Raw genomic sequence first — 21,526 nt, 5'->3', positions numbered from 1 at the left:
CGAAGGGACAGGCCCCAGCATAGCATCAAGGGCATCAAGTCACAGGAGACCAGCCATGCATATCCATCACGTCGCCATCTGGGCGCAAGATCTGGAGGCACTCAAGGCATTCTACTGCTCCCGGTTTGGCGGGCAGGCCAATGAGCGCTACCACAATCCGAGCAAACAATTCAGCTCTTACTTCGTGCGTTTCGAAGGGGGCGCCAGCCTGGAGCTGATGCACAGCCCCATCCTGTTCCCGGCGGATCTCCATCTGCCGCACCCGTTGCAGGGGTTGGCCCACCTCGCCTTCTCCCTCGGCAGCGTGGATGCGGTGGACCAGATGACAGCCCGCCTCAAGCTGCTCAAGGGCGCCGAGGTGAAACACCTGGACGGCCCCCGCTGGACCGGCGATGGCTATTACGAGAGCACCTTCCTCGATCCCGAAGGCAATCGGCTGGAGCTGACTATCTAATTACCTGAATGATCCCCTCACCCTGCCCTCTCCCAACGGGAGAGGGGATAAAGCGGCACCGGGGATATAATCGCCAGCCATGGCGATTCAATTGACGTAAAAGTAGTCAGCCACGTAGGTTCGATTAGCGAAGCGTAATCGGACGAAGGTAACGGCATAGCTCCCTTCTCCCGTTTATTAAAAAAGGAGGAGAAGGGTCGGGGATAAGGGGAAGGAAAAAGAGATTACGCGGTAAACGTTGGGCTTCGCTACGCTCAACCACAACCTACACAATCGGTAGGTTGGTGATGAGCCTGAGAAACCCAACATACGATATTTCAACTATTGTCCTTGATGACTACTGTAGTCCACATTTAAAAATGTTTGAGTTATAAAATCATTCCATGTTTTATAACACCTTATACTCATATTTTTTACCTGAGGAGCACCTGTTGTCACCTCTAGACGTTTAGATAGTAACCACAGGGTTTGGGAAATCTCTCGTGTCCATCTATATGGTTCTAGGTTTGGTATTATCTTTGCATCAATAAACCCTCGAGCAAGATTGCGCTCCCCCCTAATTGCATTGTCCCTCCAAAAACCAGCTTCATTGTCATTCCTTGGTTTCACGACCTCGCTATAGTAATCTGCATACCATTGTTTAAACTCATCTTTTATTCTTGAGAAAAGACTCTCACTGACTATAAAAAAGTCCAAATCAGAGTGTAAACCAAACTTTTTACCAAGTTGCTTGGGTGATAGCGACTGTCCTAACCTAGCACTTCCAGTAATATTAATACTCTTTGGCTCAACATCCAGCTGAATACTTAACCATAATCTCACAGACTCATATATAAGGGGCGCATCTTTAAACGCATAAGGAACGCCTTCAGAAAGCCACTGAGTAGCGATAGCTTGTTTAGCAAACTGACCTCCAGACATAACAGCCTCAGCTATATGTGCTGCATCAGGGTATGTGCCAACGATATTTTTTAATGTTGGTGGGTTTTTGAATGGTTCCATTTAAACACCATTATTGTTAAGGGAATTATTCACAATATAAAAAGATCTTCGCTTTATCTTTGCATCTTGTATTGGATTCTGGAATCTAGACTGAGGATACTTTAATCTGGCAATCAAATCAGCCGCATCAACAAGGCTCATGTTTCCAATGTCTATTTTTAACTTGGTAGACGCATCAATAATGCCATGCATGTTCCAGCCAAAATAAGCCAACTGAAGATACTTGCTCAATATTTTCTCTCTACCGTAGATGCGTGTAATTTTCTTTGCTAGCAAAATCTCAATCACTTTTCTTTTTAATGTAACTTGATAGTTAGATGTAATAACTCTAACTAATTGCATCGCAATTGTAGAGCCACCCTCTCTATTTTTAAAAAAACCAGTTTTAACGATGGCTCTTAATAAAGAAAAATAATCAACTCCAGAATGATTCCAAAAACGATGATCCTCTCCTACCACCAGCGTATTTTTTAGCAAACGAGGGAGTTCGAGACAGCATTCATCCGCCATTGCTTTCTCTATCAACTTCCACTCTTTCGAAAATATATATTTCATGTTCAATCTAACAACCTCTCCGCCAATCCGGAATAACGCTCGGTCTTTTTCCGAACCGCCTGTGCCAGCAGGGCGCGATCGCCGTAGAGATCGAGGCGCGCCTTGGCGCGGGTGATGCCGGTATAGACCAGCTCGCGGGTCAGCAGCGGGCTGGGGCTGTCGGGCAGCACCAGCACGGTATGGGCAAACTCCGAGCCCTGGGATTTGTGAATGGTCATGGCGTAGACGGTCTCGTGGGGGGGCAAGCGGCTTGGCAAAAGCGCCCGCAGGGTGCCGTCCGGCTGCTCGAACCACACCTTGAGGCGGCCGGTGTCATCGGGCAGACAGAGCCCCATGTCGCCGTTGTAGAGGCCGACCCCGTGGTCGTTGCGCACCACCATCACCGGGCGGCCCGCATACCAGTCGCCGTCGCGGGCGATCAGCCCTGCCTTGGCGAGGGCCAGTTCGAGCCGCTCGTTGAGCCCCGTCACCCCGAAGGGGCCGTCCCGCAGGGCGCAGAGGATCTGGAAGCCGTTGAACGCCTTGAACACCGCCGCCGGATCCTCGCCGGCCCGGGCCGCCTTGAGGTAGCTGCCATAACCGGCCACGCCCTCGGCAATCAAGGCGTTGTAGGCCTCCCCCGCCCAGGGGTGCAGGCGGATGTCGCCAAATCCTGCGCCCCAGACCGCCTCCACCGCCGCCCCGTCGCCGCTGTTGCAGGCCCGCGCCAACTGGCCGATGCCCGAATGCTGGTCAAAGCGCCAGCTCTTGGAGAGCAAACAGAGGCTGTCGCGCACACTGGCCCCCGCTGGCGTGCCTTGCAGGCGATAGCCGGTCTGGCGGGAGAGCCAATCCGCCTGCGCGGGGCTGATGCCCTGTTCGATAAAGCTGCAGATATCCCCGAGCACGGCCCCCGCCTCCACCGAGGCGAGCTGATCCTTGTCGCCGAGCAGGATGAGGCGGGCGTGGCGGGGCAGCGCGTCCAGCAGGCGCGCCATCATGGGCAGGTCCACCATGGAGGCCTCGTCCACCACCAGCAAGTCCAGGTGCAGCGGGTTGCCTCTGTGATGGCGGAACTGGCTGCGCCCGGGGATCACCCCGAGCAGCCGGTGCAGGGTACCCGCCTCCGTGGGGATGGCCTGTACCCACTCGGGGGGCAGATCCAGGGCCTGCAGGGCAGCGCCGATACTCTCGGTCAGACGCGCCGCCGCCTTGCCGGTGGGGGCCACCAGCCGGATCGCCGGGGCCTTGCCCCCTTGCAGGCCGGTCTCCACCAGGATGGCGAGGAGCTTGGCCACCGTAGTGGTCTTGCCGGTGCCGGGGCCGCCGGAGATGACCGCGAAGGGGCGCGCCGCCGCCATGGCCGCCGCCAGCTTCTGGCCGTTGCAGCAGAGCGCCTCGGGCACCAGGGTATCCAGCCGCTCCAGCTCGCTGGCCGCCTGGGCGCTTTTTAGCAGGGTCTCCACGGCGGGCCACTCCACCTCATGGGGGAAGACCAGATCCAGGTACTTCTCCACAAAGTGGCGGACGGAGAAATCCGGTGCGAGGCGGGCCTTGAGCAGGGCCCCGAACACCAGGCCGTAGTCGCGGGCAAAGAGGCGTGACAGGGCCGGGGCAATCTCCGGCCATTCGGCCCGTTCACTCAAGGCGCTAAGGTGGCGGGCCACCCCCAGCTCAAAGTCGTGGTAGCGGGTGAGGTAGAGGCGATCCCCCCAGAGTCGCAGGGGCCAGCGGGGGGTCTCCCCCTCCTCCTGTTCGCTCCCCACCAGGGGGCTGGCCGCAAAGAGGGCGGGCCAGCTTGCAGGATCCGCGAGATCCGCCAGCAGATCCCGGCTCTGATCCGGATCCAGCCCGAAGGGACGCGAGGATCCCTGCCCGTCACCGCCCTGAGCGAGCATCGCCAGCGGCAGGCAGACATGGCCGCGCCCCAGCTCATGGCAGGCGAGCGCGGCCCCCAGCACCAGCTCAGGGCTGCCGCCAAGGTCGGCCACCAGCCTGGCAAATTGCAGGTCAAGCTGGCGGATGCGCCCCGCCAGCGCCAAGGCTTTCAGCCGCTCTATCATGGTTTCGCCCTTCATCTCGCCCCTCATGCCTCTGCCTTGTTCGATTTCTCTAAACGATGATCGTCAGATGTCACACCTTTACTAAACAACTCGTCCAGCCCCAGCACCAGTTCCCGGCTGGGCCTGGCATGGAAAATGCCCCCCTGGGGCATGCCGCGCAGGAAGAGATAGAAGACCCCGCCAAAATGCCGGTCGAAATCGTAGCCCGGCAGCCGCAAGGCGAGCAGCCGGTGCAGGGCCAGCGAATAGAGCTGGTATTGCAGATCGTAGCGATGCTCGCGCATGGCCCGCTCCAGGGCCGGGCGGCCGTAATCGGCGGGGCTCATGCCAAGGTGGTTCGATTTGTAGTCGAGCAGATACCAGCGCCCCTGCCACTCGAACACCAGGTCGATAAAGCCCTTGAGCATCCCCTGCACGGTGGCAAAACCGAGCGGCTTGCCCCCCCGCGACAGGGGGTCGTGCAGCTGGCAGAGTGCGGTCAGCGCCGGTGCCGTCACCCGCCCCATGGGCAGGAAGAACTCCAGCTCCACCTGTTTGCGCTCGGGGGCCAGATCCCGCAGCCGCACCGGATCCCCAAGGCCGGTCTCAAGGGAGGTATCCAGCACCGCCTCCACCTGCTGTTGCAGCACGGGGGCCCAGCCTTCGTCGAACCCCTCCTGGGTCAGCAGGGCGGCGATGTGCTGTGCCAGCGACTCGCCCCCCGCGTGCTCGAAGTCGATGGTCTCGAACAGGCTGTGGAGCAGGGTGCCGGGACGCGCCCCCTTGGGGAAGGTGAAGATGGAAGGGGCGGGCGCCTCCTCTTCCTGCACGGTGACGGCGGCCTCGGTGGCCACCTCGTCGTCGAAGCCGGGGTTGGCCAGCACCCCCTTGCCGTGGCCGTTGCCCTGGGCCGCGAGCCCGGAGTAGGAGCTGATCCACCAGTCCCGCTCAAGCTGCCCCTGGAACGCGCGCACGGTGGGCTCCCCCGGCGTCTCCGCTTCGGCGGGCAGCGGGGCCGGGCGGGTTAGCGAGGGCTCACCGACGGCCACCCCCGGCAGGGCCTGGGCCAGGTCGGTGAGGGCGGTCGCCAGTGTCCCGGCGTCCCCCTCCTCCCCCTTTTGCAGCAGGTAGCCGATGGCGGTGCGGTGCAGGTCGGTCTTCTCCGACTTGCCCGCCCCGGAGCGCACCGGCGCCAGCCCGAGCCAGGTGGCATAGACCCCCCGGGTCAGGGCCACGTAGAGCAGGCGCAAGTCTTCGGCGAGGCGCTCCTTGTCGGCCTCGGCCAGGGACGCCTCGGCACCGGTGAGATCGAGCACGGTGCGATTGCCCGCCTCCCCCGCTTCGTGGAACAGGGGGGTGTCGGCGGCGCGGTGGCTGCAAATGAACGGCAGGAAGACCAGCGGGTACTCCAGCCCCTTGGATTTGTGGATGGTGACGATCTGCACCAGCTTGCGCTCGGACTCCAGGCGAAGTATCTGCTCCCCGTCCTGGCCGTTGGGCTGGCTCACCGCCTCCCCGAGCCAGCGCAGCAGGGCGTACTCCCCGTCCAGCTCGCCGCTCGCCTGTTGCAGCAGCTCGCCGAGATGGAGGAAGTTGGTCAGCCGCCGCTCCCCGTAGGGGCTCGCCAGCAGGGAGGCGGCGAGGTTGCGCCCGTGCATCAGGGCCCGCAGCATGGCCAGCACCCCGTGGCGATGCCAGACCGCGCGGTATCCCATGAACTCCTGCACCGCGCTTTCCCAGGCCCGCTCGTCCGAGGCCAGCGCGTCCAGGGCCCTGGCATCGAGATCGAACAGGCCGGTGGCGAGCGCTGCCCTAAGGCTTCGCTCATCGCTCGGGTTCTGGCAGGCGTGCAGGATCAGCAGGATCTCCCGCGCCTCCACCTGGGCCAGCACGCTCTCGCGGTTCGACAGATAGACGGAGGCGATGGCAAGGCGCGCCAGCTCCTGTTGCACCAGCTTGCCCTCGGCGCCGGTGCGCACCAGCACGGCGATATCCCCGGCCCTGACCGGCTCGCTGCCGAGCATCGCCTTGCCCTCCCGGGCCAGCGTGAGCAGGCGATGGATCTCCGCCGCCGTGGCGCGGGCCATCCTGCTCTGGTACTCCCCCTTGTTGAAGGTGGGCTGACCGGTGAGCTGCCAGCAGTGCAGCACGGGGACGCTCTGCCCCTCGATCAGCAGTGCCCGGCTCTTGCCCTGCGCCTCCACCGGCAGGAAGGGGATGTCCGCCTCGTAGATGAAGGGATCCTTCGCCCGCTCGAACAGGCCGTTGACCGCCGCCACCAGGGCGCGGCTTGAGCGCCAGTTGCGCCCCAGTGTGTAGTGGGCGCTCACATTTCGCCGCGCCTGGATGTAGGTAAAGATGTCCGCGCCACGAAAGCCGTAGATGGCCTGCTTAGGGTCGCCGATCATCAGGAGCGCCGTGTCCTGGTGACCGCCGTAAAGGCGATGGAAGATGCGGTACTGCTGGGGGTCGGTATCCTGGAATTCATCGATCATGGCGACCCGGTAGGTGGCGCGGATGCGCTCGCACAGCCGCTCCCCCAGGCCCGAGCCGAGCGCCCCGTCGAGATCCCGCAGCAGATCGTCGAAGGAGAGCTGATGGGCCTGGCGCTTGCTCTCCTGCATTCGGCTGCGCACCACCCTGGCCGCCCGCTGCAAGACGAGATCCCGGATGCCGGGTCGGCTCGCCAGCAGGGCGTCTATCTCGCCAAAGAGCGGCAGGGTGGGCACCGCTCCCCCCTTCTTGAGGTTCTCCTCCAGCGCCTGCTGGCCGAAGCGCTCCAGCTCCTTGGGGAGGACGTAGCCGCTGGTCTCGTCCTGCGCCCAGTCGCCAATCTTGGCAAGCCAGCCCTCGTAGTTCTTGCCGGTGTAACGGCTGATCTGCCCCTCGGTCTGGCGGCGGATCTCGTCCGTCTGCGCCAGCCACCCGGCTTTCACTGCCCCGATGCGGGCCATGGCGACGCTGTGCCGCGCCGCCAGGGTCTCGTCCCCCGCCACCGGGCGGATCTCCAGCTCGTCGTTGTCGAGCCAGCTCCCCATCTCCCGCAGCAGGGCAGCGGGGCTCGGCCAGAGCCTTCGCACCGCCCGGGCCAGGGGCTGATCCACCGGATAGAACTCGGCGCGCCAGTAGTCACTCACCGCCTGCAGCCGGAGCCGGCTGTCGTCGGTCAAAAATTCGGTTTCAAAGAGGGCGCCCGACTCGAAGGCATTCTGCCTGAGCATCCGCTGGCAGAAGCCGTGGATGGTGAAGACCGCCGCCTCGTCCATCTGCCGCTCGGCGGCCAGCAGGCGACAGGCCGCCAGGTCGTGATCCTCCACCTCCGCCAGCAGTTGGGCCAGCAGGGTATCCGTGCTGTGGCCGCGCATAAAGGCGAGGCGCGCCTCGTGGATGCGGGCGCGGATCCGCCCCCTCAGTTCGGCGGTGGCCGCCTCGGTAAAGGTCACCACCAGGATCTCGGTCACCGACAGGGGCCGCTCGTGGGCACAGGGCTGACCGGCGTCTCCCCCCTCCTCGCCTGCTTGTTCGATAACCGGGCCGTGGCCCAGCAAGAGGCGCAGATAGAGGCCCGCGATGGTATAGGTCTTGCCGGTCCCGGCGGAGGCCTCGATCAGCCGCTCGCCATAGAGGGGAAAACGCAGGGGATTGAGCGGGTTAGCCATTATTGCAACTCCTCCAGCGCCTGATGGAGCGGGGTCAGGTGTTCACGGGCCAGCCCCTGCAACTGGGCCAGCACCTCGTCATCGAGTTCCGGGAAGCAGCGGGCGACATAGACGTCCTGCCCCTCTCCCGTCACCATGTAGCCGCCGTTGAAGCGGGCAAGTGCCGCCTTGTCGGCCTCCTCCGGCTTTGCCGGATCCTTCTCGATCCCCTTGAGCCACTCCCAGGCGGTGCTCGGGAAGAACGGCAGCGGCCGCTTCATCCCCTGGGTCCAGAGGGCCACCAGGGCCGCCAACCTGGGCCGCGCCTCGTCCGCCGCAAGCCTTGGCAGCCGCAGACTCTGTTTGGCATCGAACAGCAGGGTGTCGCCGGGGGCGCTGCTCAATGAGAGGCAAAGGTGCTGGATCCAGGCCAGCAGCAGATCCTTGCCGTTGAAGCTGCCGGGTTTGACCACCAGCGCTCGTCCCTTCTGGGTGTCTATCCAGCCCTGAAGCTGCCCCTGGGCCAGGGCGATGTCGATCTCCACCGCCTGTTTGTCCCCCGTCCAGGGGCGCAGCCGCGCCGCCAGCTTGCCCATCTCGCCGTCGATCTCCTCCAGCAGCAGGCTGCCGAACCACCCTTGCGGTAACAGGCCGGAGAGTTGCAGCCGGTGGCGACGGGCCTCGCTCTCCCCTTCGGTCAGATGGGCATCCAGCAGCAGCGCCTTGAGCTGATAGTGCTGCAGGCCGTCCAGCTCGAAGGGCTCGCTGTCTTCGATGGTCGCCTCCTCCAGCTCGAACCACACCTTGAGGCGGCGGTTGAGGAAGTACCTGGCGGGCTGGCGATAGAAGCGCAGCAGCTCCGCCAGCTCCAGCCCCTGCTCCCTGCCCCACTCCGCGGGCAGGGGCAGATCGCCGCTCTGGAAGTTGGCGGCCCCCCGCTCCGGGCTCAGTGCCGGCAGCCAGTCGGCGGCATAGGTGAAGAGACCGGAGCCGGGTTCGGGGTAAAAGTAGGCCGGGCTGTAGGGGGTGAGGGGGTGCGCCACGATAAGGTGTTCGAGCAGCCGCTGGCCCGAGGTGTCATCGTCGAGATCTTCATCCCCCGCCAGCACGAAGCCCTGGCGCACGTAGTCGATGAGCTCCGCCAGCAACACGGAGGGCACCTTCTCGCTGTTGTCCTGGGCGCTGAACCCCTGATAGCTGATGTAGAGCCCCTGCTGGGCACTGAGGAGCGCCTCGAGGAAGAGGTAGCGGTCGTCATCCCGGCGGGATCGGTCCCCGCGCCGCGAGGCCACCGCCATCAGATCGAAGCCCATGGGGGGCAGGGTGCGCGGGTAGACGCCGTCGTTCATGCCGAGCAGGCAGACCTGGCGGAAGGGAATGGAGCGCATCGGCATCAGGGTGCAGAAGTTGACCTGACCGGCGAGGAAGCGCTGGCTGGAGCGGGACTCCCCCAGCACGCTGCCGAGGTAGTCCTGCAAGAGGTCGGCACTGATGGCCTGCTCGAAGCGGGCCTCGCCGAGCTGGGCCTGCCAGTCGGTGAGCTGGCTGCGAATGAGCTGGAGCTGGCGCTCTTCATCCTCGTCGGCGAGATAGAAGCACTCCAGCAGCGCCAGCAGGCAGGCGTGCCATTCGGCCAGCGGCTGTGCCTGTTGCAGCCGGGGCAGAAACTCCGCCAGGGAGTCGACGAACCAGGCGAGCTTGCCGAGGATCAGCCCCTGCTGCCCCTCGATGTCCGCATAGGGCAGGATCCCCGCCACCGGCTCCCCGTCCCCCATGGCAAAGCCCAGCAGCATGCGCCTCAGGCCGAACAGCCAACTGTTGCCGGACAGACGCGGCAGCGCGAAGCGCTCGGGATAGTCGTCATCCAGCCCCCAGCGGATGCCGGTCTCCTGCACCCAGCGTCGCAGCACGTTGAACTCGTCGTCGTCCAGCTCGAAGCGGCGCAGCACGGCGGGCACCTCCAGGATGGCGAGCAGCTCCCCCGCCCCGAAGCGGGCGTTCGGCAGCCTGAGCAGGGCGAGGAAACTTTGCAGCAGCGGGCTCTCCTGGCTCGCCGCCCGATCGGAGATCGCAAAGGGGATCTGGCCGCGGGCCCCGCCCCGCCCCTTGCCGCCCTCCTTGCCAAAGACGGCCTGGATGTAGGGGCCGTAGCTGTTGACGTCCGGCATCATCACCACCACGTCTTTGGGGGTGAGGGTGGGATCCTGCTCGAACAGGGCCAGCAGCCGGTCGTGCAGCACCTCGAGCTCCCGCATGGGGCCGTGGCAGGCGTGGATCTGCAGGGTGCCGTCATCCAGGCTGACAGGGCTCTTGTGATGGCTGGCATCGAGACTGAACTCGCCAGCCCCCCGTTCCGCCAGCTCCAGCACGTCTTTCTGGATGGCCCGCAGCAAGGTGACCTTGCCCTCATCGTCGCGATCCTCGATGTCGACGAAGGCCTCGATCTGCGGCACCTCCAGCTCCATCAGCTGGTGCAGGTAGTCGCGCCCCAGCTTGCCCATGGAGGCGAGCAGCGGATTGGCAGGGCCCTGCAGGGTCTCGAGATCCGTGCCGGGCTTGAGCTTGTTTTCGAGGCGCGCCAGGGTCTTGCGATCGAGCAAATCCCCCCAGTAGTAGCGGCAGGGGTTGGTCACAAACAGGTGTACCTCCACCTCGGGGCGGCTGCCGAGGGCCAGCAGGGCCTCCACATAGCGGGGCGGCAGGGCCGAGATGCCGAACACGAAGACCCGTTGCGGCAGCCTGCCCGGCAGATCCCGGGTGCGCTCCAGCTCGTGGATGAAGGCCTCGTAGAGGTTGGCGCGGTGGTAGCCGCTGGGGCTGAGGGCCAGGGTGCGGGCCACCAGCTCGCGCCAGAGCTCGGGCTGCCAATCCTGACCGCTCACTCCGGCCAGCTCCTGGCTCAATCCTTCCCCCTCTTCCCAGCGGGCGATCCAGTCCGGCCGGTAGACCAGATACTGGTCGAACAGATCCGCCACCTTCTGGCAGAGCTGCCAGAGCCGCACCTGCTCCGGCACCGCCCCGTCACTGCCCCCCAGATAGGCCGCGAGGGGCGCAAAGGCGGGTCTGCCGAGCAGAGTGGGCAGAATGGTCATCAGGTGCCAGCTCATGGCCCCCTTGTTGTAGGGGCTCTGGCGCGGCACGTCCGCCAGCACCCGGGTGAACATCTCCCAGATGAAACTCGCGGGCAGGGGAAAGTCGATGTTGGCGGCGATGCCGAACGCCTTGGCCAGCTCCAGCTTGAGCCACTGGGCCATGCCGGGACTCTGCACCAGGATCTGCTCCCGATCGAAGGGGTGGGAGAGCGGAGCCTGCCGGATGCGGCTCACCAGCAGCTCCTTGAGCAGATCCAGCTGATTGGAGTGGTAGAGGGTAAACATGGACGACTCCCGCCAATTTCATGAAGAGGGGGTGCGCGGGGGGACACTCTCTGGCATTCCCGTCACGGCACGCGAATCGGGATTGTCAGGGATCGGGGGATAAGATGCAAAAGGCACTTGTGGCGTCCGGACTGCGCGCCGTCACACCGATGACATCCCCGGGAAGCGGGCACAAAAAAGCCGGTGCGGGGCACCGGCCAAAAGGCGTTGGAAAACTTGAAACGTCAGGGTATTACCAGTGCTTGCCGAGGCGGGCATCCAGGCTGAAAGCCCCTGCACCGGCCGCCGCCAGGGCCAGGAAACCACCGGCCACGGAGACGTTCTTCATGAACATCAGCATCTGCATCTGCTCGGCAGGCTGATAGTGGAAGATGAAGGCGGCCATCAGGGTGAAACCGGCCAGCAGCACGGAGAGGCTGCGGGTAAACAGGCCCAGCATGATGGCAAGACCGCCACCCAGCTCCAGCAGGATCACCAGGGGCAGCATGAACCCGGGCACGCCCATGGCTTCCATGTAACCCTGGGTACCGGCGTAACCGCCGATCTTGCCCCAGCCAGCCATCACGAACATCAGCGCCAGCAGTACACGACCCACCAGCAGTGCCACATCTTTCATCTTGTCCATCGTCATATTCCTTTGCTTACCATCATGGTATTTACAGTGTAAAAGCTAATTGTTAACTCATTCATTTCGCCAAGATTTTTCTATCAAGGCAGGTCAAACAGCAGGGCTTCACTCCCCCTGGAGGCGATGAGCACCCAGCTCGACTCGTCGCGGCTGAGCAGCCCGTCGCCGGGTCGGGCAGCCAGACCGTTGCCGGTCAGCTCCCCTGAAATCATGTGCAGGTAACCATGACGCCCTTGCAATGCCCACTCGAGGGTCTCCCCTTCGGCAAGCTGCAGCCGCCATACGCGGGCCTGCTGGCGGATCCTGAAGGATCCCGCCTCGCCGTCCGGTGACGCCACCAGCGTCATCCCGGGCTTGTTTTCAATCTTCTTCTGCTGATAACCCGGGGTCGTGCCGTGTTCATTCGGCTCGATCCAGATTTGCAACAGGGAGAGCGGCTCGGTCTGCGAGGGGTTGTACTCGCTGTGCCGGATGCCGGACCCTGCGCTCATCAGCTGGAAATCCCCCGCCGGGATCTGCTCGGCGTGGCCGAGGCTGTCCTTGTGCTCTATGGTGCCTTGCAGCACGCAGGTGAGGATCTCCATGTTGGCGTGAGGGTGGGTCGCGAAACCGCCACCCGGCGCCACCCGATCCTGATTGATGACCCGCAGGGCAGAGTGTCCCATCCATTCCGGGTCATAGTAGTGACCGAAGGAGAAGCTGTGACGGGCATCCAGCCAGCCAAAGTTGGCCTTGCCCCGTGCTTCTGCGGCTCTCAATTTCATCATGGTGTGCTCCTCACTGACCAAGTTGGTTCATTAACGCTGGCGACCGTCACCCAGACCGAAGGGGATGCGGTAGCTGCTGCTTTCGTTGCCCAGGCTCACCGTCAGCTTGCCCTGGGTACGGCTCGGGATGGCGACCTGCTGGGTGCCCATCAGGTTGGCGTGGACGGAAGCCAGCAGATCACCGGACTCGTCGCGCACCTCCAGCATGGGGTTGGCCTTGCCGTCCATCGCGGCGGTGGCGCTCCAGTTGACGAACAGCACGCCCGGGGCGGCATTGAAGTCAGCGGGAACGGAAGCCTGGGCGGCACCTGCGGTCATCAGGCCTGCAACGGCCAGCATCTTGATTACGTTTTTCATGTTCATTCACTCTCTTGGGTTTTATGTCATTGCCAAGGCCCCTTGGGCCCGAATCAATGCATCCATGCAAGAGATCATTCAAATACTATGTTGTTCTTTTGCTGACATCAGACATCGTGTTTGGGGATGTCTCAGCCCGGAACTACCTTTTATTTGGCTGCCAGGCGTTCCTGCCTAAGCGTTGATTGAATATTAAAGTGACTTCCCCTAAGTTGTTAGCGAGATAATCTGGTAAACACATTCAAAAAAATTGAAGGTTTGATATGGCCAAGGAATCGAACAAGGAGCGGGCGTTGACCCTGGAGGCGATCCGGGTGCTGGACGCCATCGACCGTCGTGGCAGCTTCGCGGCGGCGGCCGACGAGTTGGGCAAGGTGCCTTCGGCGCTGAGCTACACGGTACAAAAGCTGGAAGACGAGCTGGACGCCATGCTGTTCGACCGCAGCGGCCACAGGACCAAGTTCACCCCGGCGGGCCGCATGCTGCTGGAGCGGGGCCGGGTGCTGCTGGAGGCGGCCGAGCACCTGGTGGGGGAGACCCGGGCCCTCTCCCGTGGCTGGGAGACCGACATCACCATCGCCGTCGATGCCTTGATGCCGGTACAGGCTCTCTACCCCCTGGTGGATCGGCTGGCAGAACAGACCGATACCCGGCTGAGGTTTCGCGCCGAGGTGCTGGCGGGCAGTTGGGAGTGCCTGGAGGATGGTCGCGCCGACCTGCTCATCTCCTCCCTCAATGCCGATATCGCCATGACCGGCATCAAGCACCAGGTGCTCAGGGAGGAGGTGATGCTCTACGTCGCCCACCCCGATCACCCCCTGCATCAGGAACCCGAGCCCCTGGCGGACGAGACCCTGCGCCGCTATCGCGCCATCGCGGTGGCCGACACGGCGCTGCGCAAGCCGGTGCTCACCTACCGCCTGCTCGACAAGCAGCCGCGCCTGACCGTCAGCACCATGGGGGAGAAGCGGGACGCCCTGCTGGCGGGGCTCGGCATCGGCACCATGCCGCAACGCTGGATTGAAGAGGACATCAAGGCGGGCAGACTCAAGGTGATCAGTCCCGAATATCGCCACCAGATCCAGGTCGTGCTGGCCTGGCGGCGAGACACCATGGGCAAGGCCAAGAGCTGGCTGGTGCGGGAGATCCCCAAGCTGTTTGCCGGTCAGGGGGAATAAAGGACTGCCTTCCGGGGTCGGTGGCGCAGGAAGTACCAAAACTGCGCCCCATTCTTGACGACGGGCTCAGATTCGGAGAAAAGAAAAAAAGCGGACCTCTTGCGAGTTCCGCTCAATGCCAGGAAAGAATAAAACCTTGCGGTTAAAAAAACCCTTAAATTGGAAGCAAACAATCGTTTTCTCAACCAGGAAGGTATTGAATCCGATTCGTGTTGAATTATGTGCGATGTAATATGCATCACCAGCAAAATGTTGAAAGGTTGAAGGATATGCACCACCGAGTGTCATTTTCTGCCACCTTGCACCACAACTGGTCAGGCCATTTCCGCCATTATCACCGGGTTACCCTCCTCTGGTTTTTCTAGGTGTCAAAATTTGAGCCCGATACAGACAAACCACTCAATTTCTGACACGACTAAAAATGCAGATAAAGGAATAGTTGCATGACCTACAGCCAGACACTGGCCAATCACATCCTCGACACCCTGAAGAAAACCCTGACCGACAAGGGGATCCGCTATCAGACCCTGGCAGAAGCCATGGGGGTTTCCATCGCCACCGTGAAGCGCATGATGAACAAGCCCTCCCTGCCGTTCGACACTCTGCTGGAGATCTGCCATCTGGTGGGACTCTCCTTCGAAGAGCTGCTGGACCGGACCCAGGATGCCCAGAGCCGCCGGGCCGTCTTTACCCAGGAGCAGGACGAGGCGTTTCACAAGGAGCCGGGGCTCTATGCCTTCCTCGCCAACATCTTCTGGCGCGACAAGACCCTTATCGATCTCAAGCGGGAGTACGGCCTGACCGATGCCTCCTGCTACCTCTATCTGCGCAAGCTGGAGAAGCTCGGCATCCTGCAGCTTGGCATCGACAACAGCTACCACTTCCTCATCAGCGAGCGCATCAGCTTCGAGCAGCACAGCCGCTTCGCCCGCCAGCAGGCGCGCCAGGCCATGTCGGTGCTGGGGGACTATCTGGTGGAGAACATGCACAGGCCCAACAACTACATGGCGCTGTGCCAGCTCCATCTGGGGGAAAGCGAGGCCATGGCGCTGATCGATCGCATGAAGGAGTACTGGCATCAGGAGCTCAAGCTCAACCGCCCCGCCATCGGCCAGCGGGAGGGCAGCAAGACCTACACCATGTCCCTGCAACTGGCGGACTGCGGCTACCAGAGCTTCGACGATCTGATCCCCAACATCGACAACTGATCCCGGTGGATCCTGCGGGATCCGCCATGTCAGTGCTAGAACGCCGCTACTCTGCCAGTTGCACCTGCCGCGCGCCGGTGGCGAGCGGTTGCAGTGCCCGGGTATCCAGGCAGATGCGGATGGCGTCCGGTCGCCAGTGCTCGATGTCGCAATCCACCAGCTTCCCCTCCTCGTCATGATTGACCCGCACCAACCGCAGCACGGCGCTCCCCTGGGCCAGGTTGAGGGCGCGGGCTATCTCTCCCCGTGCCGCCGACGGGGTGATCTCGAGGCTCGCCCAGCCCTGGCCTATGCCATAGCGCTGTCGGTAGAGCTCGGTGAGGGAGCTGGCCAGGGGAGCGCTGGCGATGCCGGGGAAGCGGCTCGCCAGCAGGTGATGGCTGACGTGGAGCACGGGGCGACCGTCGATCAGCCGCTGGCGGCGGATTTCGTAGAGCGGCGTAAAGGGTTCCAGACCCATCCAGCGGCACAACTCGCTGCTGGCAAGCTGGTTGCCATGAGCCAGCACCCGGGTCTCGGCGGTGCGCTGCTGCTCGCCAATCCACTGGTGAAAGTGGGTGTGGATGGCGGGATCGTAGGTGAGGCGAGGCGGCGCCACGAACCAGCCGCGCCGCTCGGCCCGGTAGATGAGGCCGTCCGCCTCGAGGCTGGAGAGCGCCTCCTTGATGGTGATGCGGGTGGTGGCGAAGCGCTCGCTCAGCGCCCGTTCGGCGGGCAGCTGCTGCCCCGCCGCCAGGTGTCCGCTGCCGATATAGCGGCGCAGGGTCCGGCAAATCTGTTCGCACTTGGAGGGTGTGCGGCCATCGGCCATCCCCTGTTCACTCAATCGCTCTGTCACTGTCACATCCCTGTCGGTCATTCGGGTTTGCACACCACTGGAGTAGACCAGAGGTTGTCGACCCCGAGTTGTAACCGCCCCTGATGACAGCGCCATGACAGGGCGATTGTCACGAAACTGCCATCAAAGCGCCCCGCCACCGTCATATTTCCCCTCTAGCATCCCTCTCGAACCTTAACTGACCTAGTCCAGAGGGATGGGATGATGAAAAGCGTGATCGCAAGTGCACTGGCCCTGGTGGCCATCAGTCAACCGCTGTTTGCCGCCGATAACATCGCGGATCTCGAAAAAGCCGCCCGCGGTGAGGGCCAGCTCCAGAGCGTCGGCATGCCGGACAGCTGGGCCAACTGGAAGGATACCTGGCAGCAGCTCGGCAGCATCTATGGCATCAAGCATCAGGATACCGACATGAGCTCCGCCCAGGAGATCGCCAAGTTCGCCGCCGAGAAGGCCAATGCCACCGCCGACATCGGCGACGTGGGCGGCGCCTTCGGCCCGGTGGCGGTCAAGCAGGGGGTCACCCAGCCCTACAAGCCCTCCACCTGGGCCGACATTCCCAACTGGGCCAAGGATGCGGACGGCCACTGGATGCTGGCCTATACCGGCACCATCGCCTTCCTGATCAACAAGGATCTGGTCAAGGCCGCCCCCACCAGCTGGCAATCCCTGCTGGGTGGCGACTACAAGGTGACCCTGGGTGACGTAGGCGTCGCCTCCCAGGCCAACAACGGCGTGCTGGCGGCGGCCTATGCCACCGGCGGCAGCGAGAAGAATCTGAAACCCGCCCTGGAGTTGTTCGGCAAGCTGGCCAAGCAGGGCCGTCTGTCGCTGAACGACCCGACCATCGCCAACATCGAGAAAGGCGAAGTGGAAGTGGGGGTGCTGTGGGACTTCAACGCCCTCAACTACCGCGACCAGATCGACCCCAAGAAGTTTGATGTGGTGATCCCGAGCGACGGCTCAGTCATCGCCGGCTACACCACCATCATCAACAAGTGGGCCAAGAACCCCAACGCCGCCAAGCTGGCGCGGGAATACATCCTCTCCGATGCAGGTCAAATCAACCTGGCCCGTGGCTATGCCCGCCCCATCCGCAGCAACGTGACCCTGCCGGATGACGTCAAGGCCAAGCTGCTGCCGGCCGAGCAGTATGCCAATGCCAAGCCGGTGCAGGATCACGCCGCCTGGGAGCAGAGCTCCAAGGCCCTGCCGCGCCAGTGGCAGGAAACCGTCATGATCAACATGCAGTAAGGAGTGGCCAGTGCAACACAAGGTGATAGTGGTACTTGTGGATGGCCTGGCAGCAGAGGTAGCCCATTGCATGGGCTACCTCTGTGGCATGGTGGAGGCAGAGCGCGGCCTGCATACGACCCTGAGTGCCGCCCTGCCCTCCCTCTCCCGCCCTCTCTACGAGTGCATCCTGACCGGCCTGCCGCCGGTGGCGAGCGGCATCACCCACAACGGGGTGACGCGCCTGAGCCAACACGACTCCATCTTCCATCTGGCCCGGGCCGCGGGTAAACGCACCGCAGCGGCGGCCTACCACTGGGTGAGCGAGCTCTACAACCAGAGCCCCTGGCTGGCGGCCCGCGATCGCTTCACCCATGACGAGCAACTGCCCATCCAGCACGGCTGCTTCTACTGGGATGACGGCTACCCCGACAGCCACCTGCTGATGGACGGCGAGTGGCTGCGCAGCCAGTACGACCCCGATTTTCTGCTGATCCACCCCATGGGGGTGGATGACGCTGGCCACCAGTTTGGCCTCGATTCCCGCCAGTACCGCAATCAGGCGCGCCGCATGGACAGCCTGCTGGCCGACCTGCTGCCCCAGTGGCTGGCGGAGGGGTATCAGGTGGTGATCACCTCGGATCACGGCATGAACAACGATCTCAGCCATGGCGGCACCCTGGCCGAGGAGCGCACCGTGCCGCTCTGGCTCTTTGGCGATGCCTTCGTCGAGCGCTGGCCGGATGGGGTGGCGATCGCCCAGACCCAGCTCTGCGCCCTGATGGCGGATCTGCTGGGAGTTCCCCACGACAAGCCGGCAGCCCCCCCGCAGCTCAAGGCGGCCTTTATGCGCGAGGTGCACTGATGATGCCTGCCACCACCGAGATCCTCGCGGATCAACAGGTGAAGCCACGCCGGGTGCGCCGCCACTGGCTGCCGGCCCTGGTGCTGCTGCCCTTTGTCCTATTGATGATCCTGTTCCAGCTCGCCCCCATGGTGTGGGTGCTGGTGGGCAGCGTCCAGACCCCCGATGGCTGGGGTCTCGACCACTACCGGGAGATTTTGAGCTCCCCCTTCTATCTGCAATCCTTCGGCAACTCGTTGCGCATCGCCGGCATCGCCAGCCTGGCGGGGCTCGCCATCGGCACCCTCGGGGCCGCGGCGCTGCGCCACAGCGGCGAGCGGGTCAAGCGGCTGCTGCTGGCCTTCGTCACCATGACGGGCAACTTCAGCGGCGTGCCGCTGGCGTTCGCATTCATCATCGTGCTCGGCATCAATGGCGCGGTGACCCTGCTGCTCAAATCCTGGGGCCTCATCGATGGCTTCAACCTCTATTCGGGCAGCGGCCTTATCCTGATTTACACCTACTTCCAGATCCCGCTTGCCCTGCTGCTGCTCTACCCGGCGTTCGACGCCCTGCAGGATGAGTGGCCCCAGGCCGCCGCCCTGCTTGGCGCCAGCAAGGGCCAGTATGTGTGGCACGTGGCGCTGCCGGTGCTGACGCCCGCCTTGCTCGGCACCCTGATCATCCTGTTTGCCAACGCGGTGGGAGCCTATGCCTCCGCCTACGCCCTCACCACCGGCAACTTCAACCTGGTGACCATCAGGGTGGCCAGTCTGGTCTCCGGCGACATCTTCCTCGAGCCGAATCTCGCGGCGGCGCTGGCGGTGATCCTGATGGTGCTGCTGGGGGTGGTGACAGCCGCCAACCAGTGGCTGCTGAAAAAGAGCTATGTGAACAGGGGGCAATCCCATGCATGATTTGACGCCGCGCTGGCCCAGATGGGTGCTGGGGGCGCTGGTCGCCACCCTGCTGCTGCCGCTGCTGGCCACCTTTCTCTACTCCATCTCCACCCGCTGGGGGGCGACCCTGCTGCCGGATGGCTTTACCCTCGACTGGTATCTCAAGCTCTGGGGCGATCCGCGCTTTCTGGCGGCCTTTGGCCGCAGCCTCCTGGTCTGTTTCGCCACCCTGCTGCTGGGGACCCTGGTGCTGGTGCCCACCGTGCTGGTGGTGGCCTACTACTTCCCCAGGCTGGATCCCTGGATGAACCTCTTGATCCTGCTCCCCTTCGCGGTGCCGCCCGTGGTCTCTTCGGTGGGGCTGCTGCAGATCTACGCTGACGGCGTGCTGCCGATTATCGGCACGCCGTGGATCCTGATCGGGACCTGGTTCACCGTGGTGCTCCCCTTCATGTACCGGGCGCTGGCCAACAGCCTGCAAGGGGTGCCGCTCAAGGATCTGATGGATGCCGCTCATCTGCTGGGGGCGAGCAGTGCCCGCGCCTTCCTGCTGGTGGTGATCCCCTGCCTGCGCAAGGGGCTGCTGGCGGCACTGTTTCTCTCCCTCTCCTTCCTGCTCGGCGAGTTCGTGTTTGCCAACATGCTGGTGGGCACCCGTTACGAGACCCTGCAGGTCTACCTCTACAACATGCGTGCCACCTCGGGCCACTTCACCAGCGCCCTGGTGATGAGCTACTTCCTGCTGACCCTGCTGCTCACCTGGGCAGCCAACAGATTTCATCGGTGAATCAACATGTTCCATCTAGAAGTGAATCAACTGCACAAATCCTACGGTGACACCAAGGTGTTCGAGGGGATTGAATTCGGCATCCGCAAGGGGGAGCTGGTGACCCTGCTCGGCCCCTCCGGCTGCGGCAAATCCACCCTGCTGCGGGCCCTGGCCGGGCTCACCCCGGTGGATGGTGGTCAGGTGCGGGTGGCCGGTGAGGACATTACCTGGCAGGCCCCCCAGAAGCGGGGCATCGGCATGGTGTTCCAGAGCTATGCGCTGTTTCCCAACATGACGGTGTGGGACAACGTCGTTTTCGGCCTCAAGATGAAACCCCAGCCGGGGCGGGATCTCGCCGCCAGCGTACAGGAGGCGCTAGAGCTGGTGGAGCTGACCGGCTTCGAGCGCCGCTATCCAGCCGAGCTCTCCGGCGGCCAGCGCCAGCGAGTGGCGCTGGCCCGGGCGCTGGTGGTGCAGCCGCGGATCCTGCTGCTGGATGAGCCGCTCTCGGCGCTGGATGCCCGCATCCGCCGCAGCCTGCGCCAGCAGATCCGCGAGATCCAGCAGCGCCTCGAGCTCACCACCATCTTCGTGACCCACGATCAGGAGGAGGCGCTGACCCTGTCGGATCGGATCTTCCTGATGAACAAGGGCTCCATCGTCCAGAGCGGCACGCCAGAGCAGATCTACACCCGTCCCGCCAGCGAGTTCGTGGCGGGCTTTATCGGCAACTACAACCTGCTGGGTGGCGAGCAGGCCAAATCCCTGTTCGGCCCGCGCTTTCGCGGCAAGCTGGCGCTGCGGCCGGAGTCCATCATCCTGCTGCCCGCCGGGGCGGGCAGCCACGAGCCCAGCCTGCCCGGCATCGTTCGCCAGCAGCAGCTGCTCGGCAACGTCATCCGCTATCAGGTGGAGTGCGAGGCGGGGCTGTTGACGGTGGATTGCCTCAACCGCCGTGCCGGTGATCTGCTGCCGGTAGGCAGCGCCGTGACCCTGGTGGTGGCCCGGGATCAACTCTGTGAGGTAGCATAACGCCATGAATCCCATTCATTTTTCAGCCAGTACCCCGATGCTGGCAGCCAACCCGAGGAGCAGCCATGGCCCTGGCACTGTTTGATCTGGACGAGACCCTGATAGCGGGGGATTCCGCCAGCCTCTGGCTGGAGTACATGGTGGCCCAGGAGCTGGCCCCGGCGGGCATGGTGGCCGAGGAGCAGGCCATGATGTCCCTCTACCACCAGGGCAAGATGGACATGCACCAGTACATGGCCTTCACCCTGCAACCGCTGGCAGGCAGGACGCGCCAGTGGCTCGACTCCCTCTGCACCCGCTTTGCCGAACAGGTGCTGCGGGAGCGCCTCTACCCCGAGGGGCTGGCCCGCATCGAGTGGCACCGCCAGCGTGGCGACGAGCTGGTGCTCATCTCCGCCTCCGGCGAGCATCTGGTGGCCCCCATGGCGCAGATGCTGGGGATGGATCACTGCGTGGCCATCCTGCTCGACGAGGAAGCCGGCATGTTGACCGGCCAGACCCGCGGCACCCTGAGTTTTCGCGAAGGCAAGGTGGTCCGCATCAACCAGCTCTTTGCCGGAAAGGAACACCTCTGGCAGGGGAGCTTCGGCTACAGCGATTCCCACAACGATCTGCCCATGCTGCAGGCGGTGAGCCATCCCCATGCGGTCAATCCGGCCCCCGCCCTGCGCCAGTGCGCCGAGGAGCTGGGCTGGCCCCTCTGGACCTGGCAGTTGCACCCTTGATCCG

18 protein-coding genes are annotated in these 21,526 nt (G+C 63.4%); 9 read left to right on the top strand and 9 right to left on the bottom strand.

Annotation, left to right across the window (positions count from 1 at the left end):
• The first annotated feature begins 55 nt into the window (after positions 1-55).
• Positions 56-454: a VOC family protein gene (locus AB5Y70_RS21340; protein WP_043154968.1), complete on the top strand. Its 399-nt coding sequence runs from the start codon at positions 56-58 to the stop codon at positions 452-454.
• A gap of 321 nt (positions 455-775) precedes the next feature.
• Here the strand turns inward: AB5Y70_RS21340 and AB5Y70_RS21335 are convergent, their stop codons facing one another.
• The 8 genes from AB5Y70_RS21335 to AB5Y70_RS21300 all read right to left on the bottom strand — a co-directional run bounded on the left by AB5Y70_RS21335 (position 776) and on the right by AB5Y70_RS21300 (position 12,805).
• Complete coding sequence (locus AB5Y70_RS21335) at positions 776-1,456, bottom strand: hypothetical protein (protein WP_081000991.1); 681 nt, start codon at positions 1,454-1,456, stop codon at positions 776-778.
• On the bottom strand, positions 1,457-1,981 hold the full coding sequence (locus AB5Y70_RS21330; RefSeq protein WP_158657413.1) for a biosynthetic peptidoglycan transglycosylase: 525 nt from the start codon (positions 1,979-1,981) through the stop codon (positions 1,457-1,459).
• A gap of 32 nt (positions 1,982-2,013) precedes the next feature.
• The gene (gene recD, locus AB5Y70_RS21325; RefSeq protein ID WP_043154970.1) at positions 2,014-4,068 is read right to left on the bottom strand and encodes an exodeoxyribonuclease V subunit alpha; all 2,055 of its coding nucleotides are present in this window, start codon (positions 4,066-4,068) and stop codon (positions 2,014-2,016) included.
• A gap of 8 nt (positions 4,069-4,076) precedes the next feature.
• A complete protein-coding gene (recB, locus tag AB5Y70_RS21320) occupies positions 4,077-7,691 on the bottom strand; it encodes an exodeoxyribonuclease V subunit beta (protein WP_043154972.1) in 3,615 nt (1,204 codons plus the stop codon).
• The gene (recC, locus tag AB5Y70_RS21315; RefSeq protein ID WP_368176139.1) at positions 7,691-11,047 is read right to left on the bottom strand and encodes an exodeoxyribonuclease V subunit gamma; all 3,357 of its coding nucleotides are present in this window, start codon (positions 11,045-11,047) and stop codon (positions 7,691-7,693) included. The genes recB and recC overlap by 1 nt, the downstream gene beginning before the upstream one ends.
• Before the next feature lie 232 nt (positions 11,048-11,279).
• Positions 11,280-11,672 carry a DoxX family protein gene (locus tag AB5Y70_RS21310; protein ID WP_010675909.1) on the bottom strand — a complete coding sequence of 131 codons (393 nt, stop codon included), beginning with the start codon at positions 11,670-11,672 and terminating at the stop codon, positions 11,280-11,282.
• A gap of 83 nt (positions 11,673-11,755) precedes the next feature.
• Positions 11,756-12,442 (bottom strand): pirin family protein, encoded by a 687-nt coding sequence (locus AB5Y70_RS21305; RefSeq protein WP_049636436.1) that lies wholly within the window; start codon positions 12,440-12,442, stop codon positions 11,756-11,758.
• Between the two features lie 30 nt (positions 12,443-12,472).
• Complete coding sequence (locus AB5Y70_RS21300; RefSeq protein ID WP_041211883.1) at positions 12,473-12,805, bottom strand: hypothetical protein; 333 nt, start codon at positions 12,803-12,805, stop codon at positions 12,473-12,475.
• Between the two features lie 257 nt (positions 12,806-13,062).
• On the opposite strand from AB5Y70_RS21300, the gene AB5Y70_RS21295 reads away from it, so the two are divergent.
• Both AB5Y70_RS21295 and AB5Y70_RS21290 read left to right on the top strand, forming a co-directional pair.
• Complete coding sequence (locus AB5Y70_RS21295) at positions 13,063-13,977, top strand: LysR family transcriptional regulator (RefSeq protein WP_010675912.1); 915 nt, start codon at positions 13,063-13,065, stop codon at positions 13,975-13,977.
• Between the two features lie 443 nt (positions 13,978-14,420).
• Entirely contained in the window at positions 14,421-15,185 is a 765-nt protein-coding gene (locus AB5Y70_RS21290; protein WP_010675913.1) for a helix-turn-helix transcriptional regulator, read from the top strand.
• 46 nt (positions 15,186-15,231) lie between these two features.
• Here the strand turns inward: AB5Y70_RS21290 and AB5Y70_RS21285 are convergent, their stop codons facing one another.
• A complete protein-coding gene (locus tag AB5Y70_RS21285; RefSeq protein ID WP_039040129.1) occupies positions 15,232-16,044 on the bottom strand; it encodes a UTRA domain-containing protein in 813 nt (270 codons plus the stop codon).
• 183 nt (positions 16,045-16,227) lie between these two features.
• On the opposite strand from AB5Y70_RS21285, the gene AB5Y70_RS21280 reads away from it, so the two are divergent.
• The 6 genes from AB5Y70_RS21280 (at position 16,228) to AB5Y70_RS21255 (ending at position 21,522) form a co-directional block, all read left to right on the top strand.
• Positions 16,228-17,274: an ABC transporter substrate-binding protein gene (locus tag AB5Y70_RS21280; RefSeq protein WP_049636428.1), complete on the top strand. Its 1,047-nt coding sequence runs from the start codon at positions 16,228-16,230 to the stop codon at positions 17,272-17,274.
• A 10-nt stretch (positions 17,275-17,284) separates the two neighbouring features.
• Entirely contained in the window at positions 17,285-18,118 is an 834-nt protein-coding gene (locus tag AB5Y70_RS21275) for an alkaline phosphatase family protein (RefSeq protein ID WP_368176138.1), read from the top strand.
• Positions 18,118-19,014 carry an ABC transporter permease subunit gene (locus AB5Y70_RS21270; RefSeq protein ID WP_049636430.1) on the top strand — a complete coding sequence of 299 codons (897 nt, stop codon included), beginning with the start codon at positions 18,118-18,120 and terminating at the stop codon, positions 19,012-19,014. Before AB5Y70_RS21275 ends, AB5Y70_RS21270 begins: the two co-directional genes overlap by 1 nt.
• Positions 19,007-19,783, top strand: coding sequence for an ABC transporter permease (locus tag AB5Y70_RS21265; RefSeq protein ID WP_039040132.1), 777 nt, complete (start codon positions 19,007-19,009; stop codon positions 19,781-19,783). Before AB5Y70_RS21270 ends, AB5Y70_RS21265 begins: the two co-directional genes overlap by 8 nt.
• Positions 19,784-19,789: 6 nt before the next feature.
• Positions 19,790-20,797, top strand: a complete 1,008-nt coding sequence (locus AB5Y70_RS21260; protein ID WP_043154986.1) for an ABC transporter ATP-binding protein — start codon at positions 19,790-19,792, stop codon at positions 20,795-20,797.
• A 65-nt stretch (positions 20,798-20,862) separates the two neighbouring features.
• Entirely contained in the window at positions 20,863-21,522 is a 660-nt protein-coding gene (locus AB5Y70_RS21255) for an HAD family phosphatase (protein ID WP_049636431.1), read from the top strand.
• Positions 21,523-21,526 lie beyond the last annotated feature (4 nt).

It is taken from the genome of Aeromonas sp. s1(2024), from assembly GCF_040908005.1.
GTDB classification, from domain to species: domain Bacteria; phylum Pseudomonadota; class Gammaproteobacteria; order Enterobacterales; family Aeromonadaceae; genus Aeromonas; species Aeromonas caviae.
This window is presented reverse-complemented; position numbering and strand designations above follow the sequence as displayed.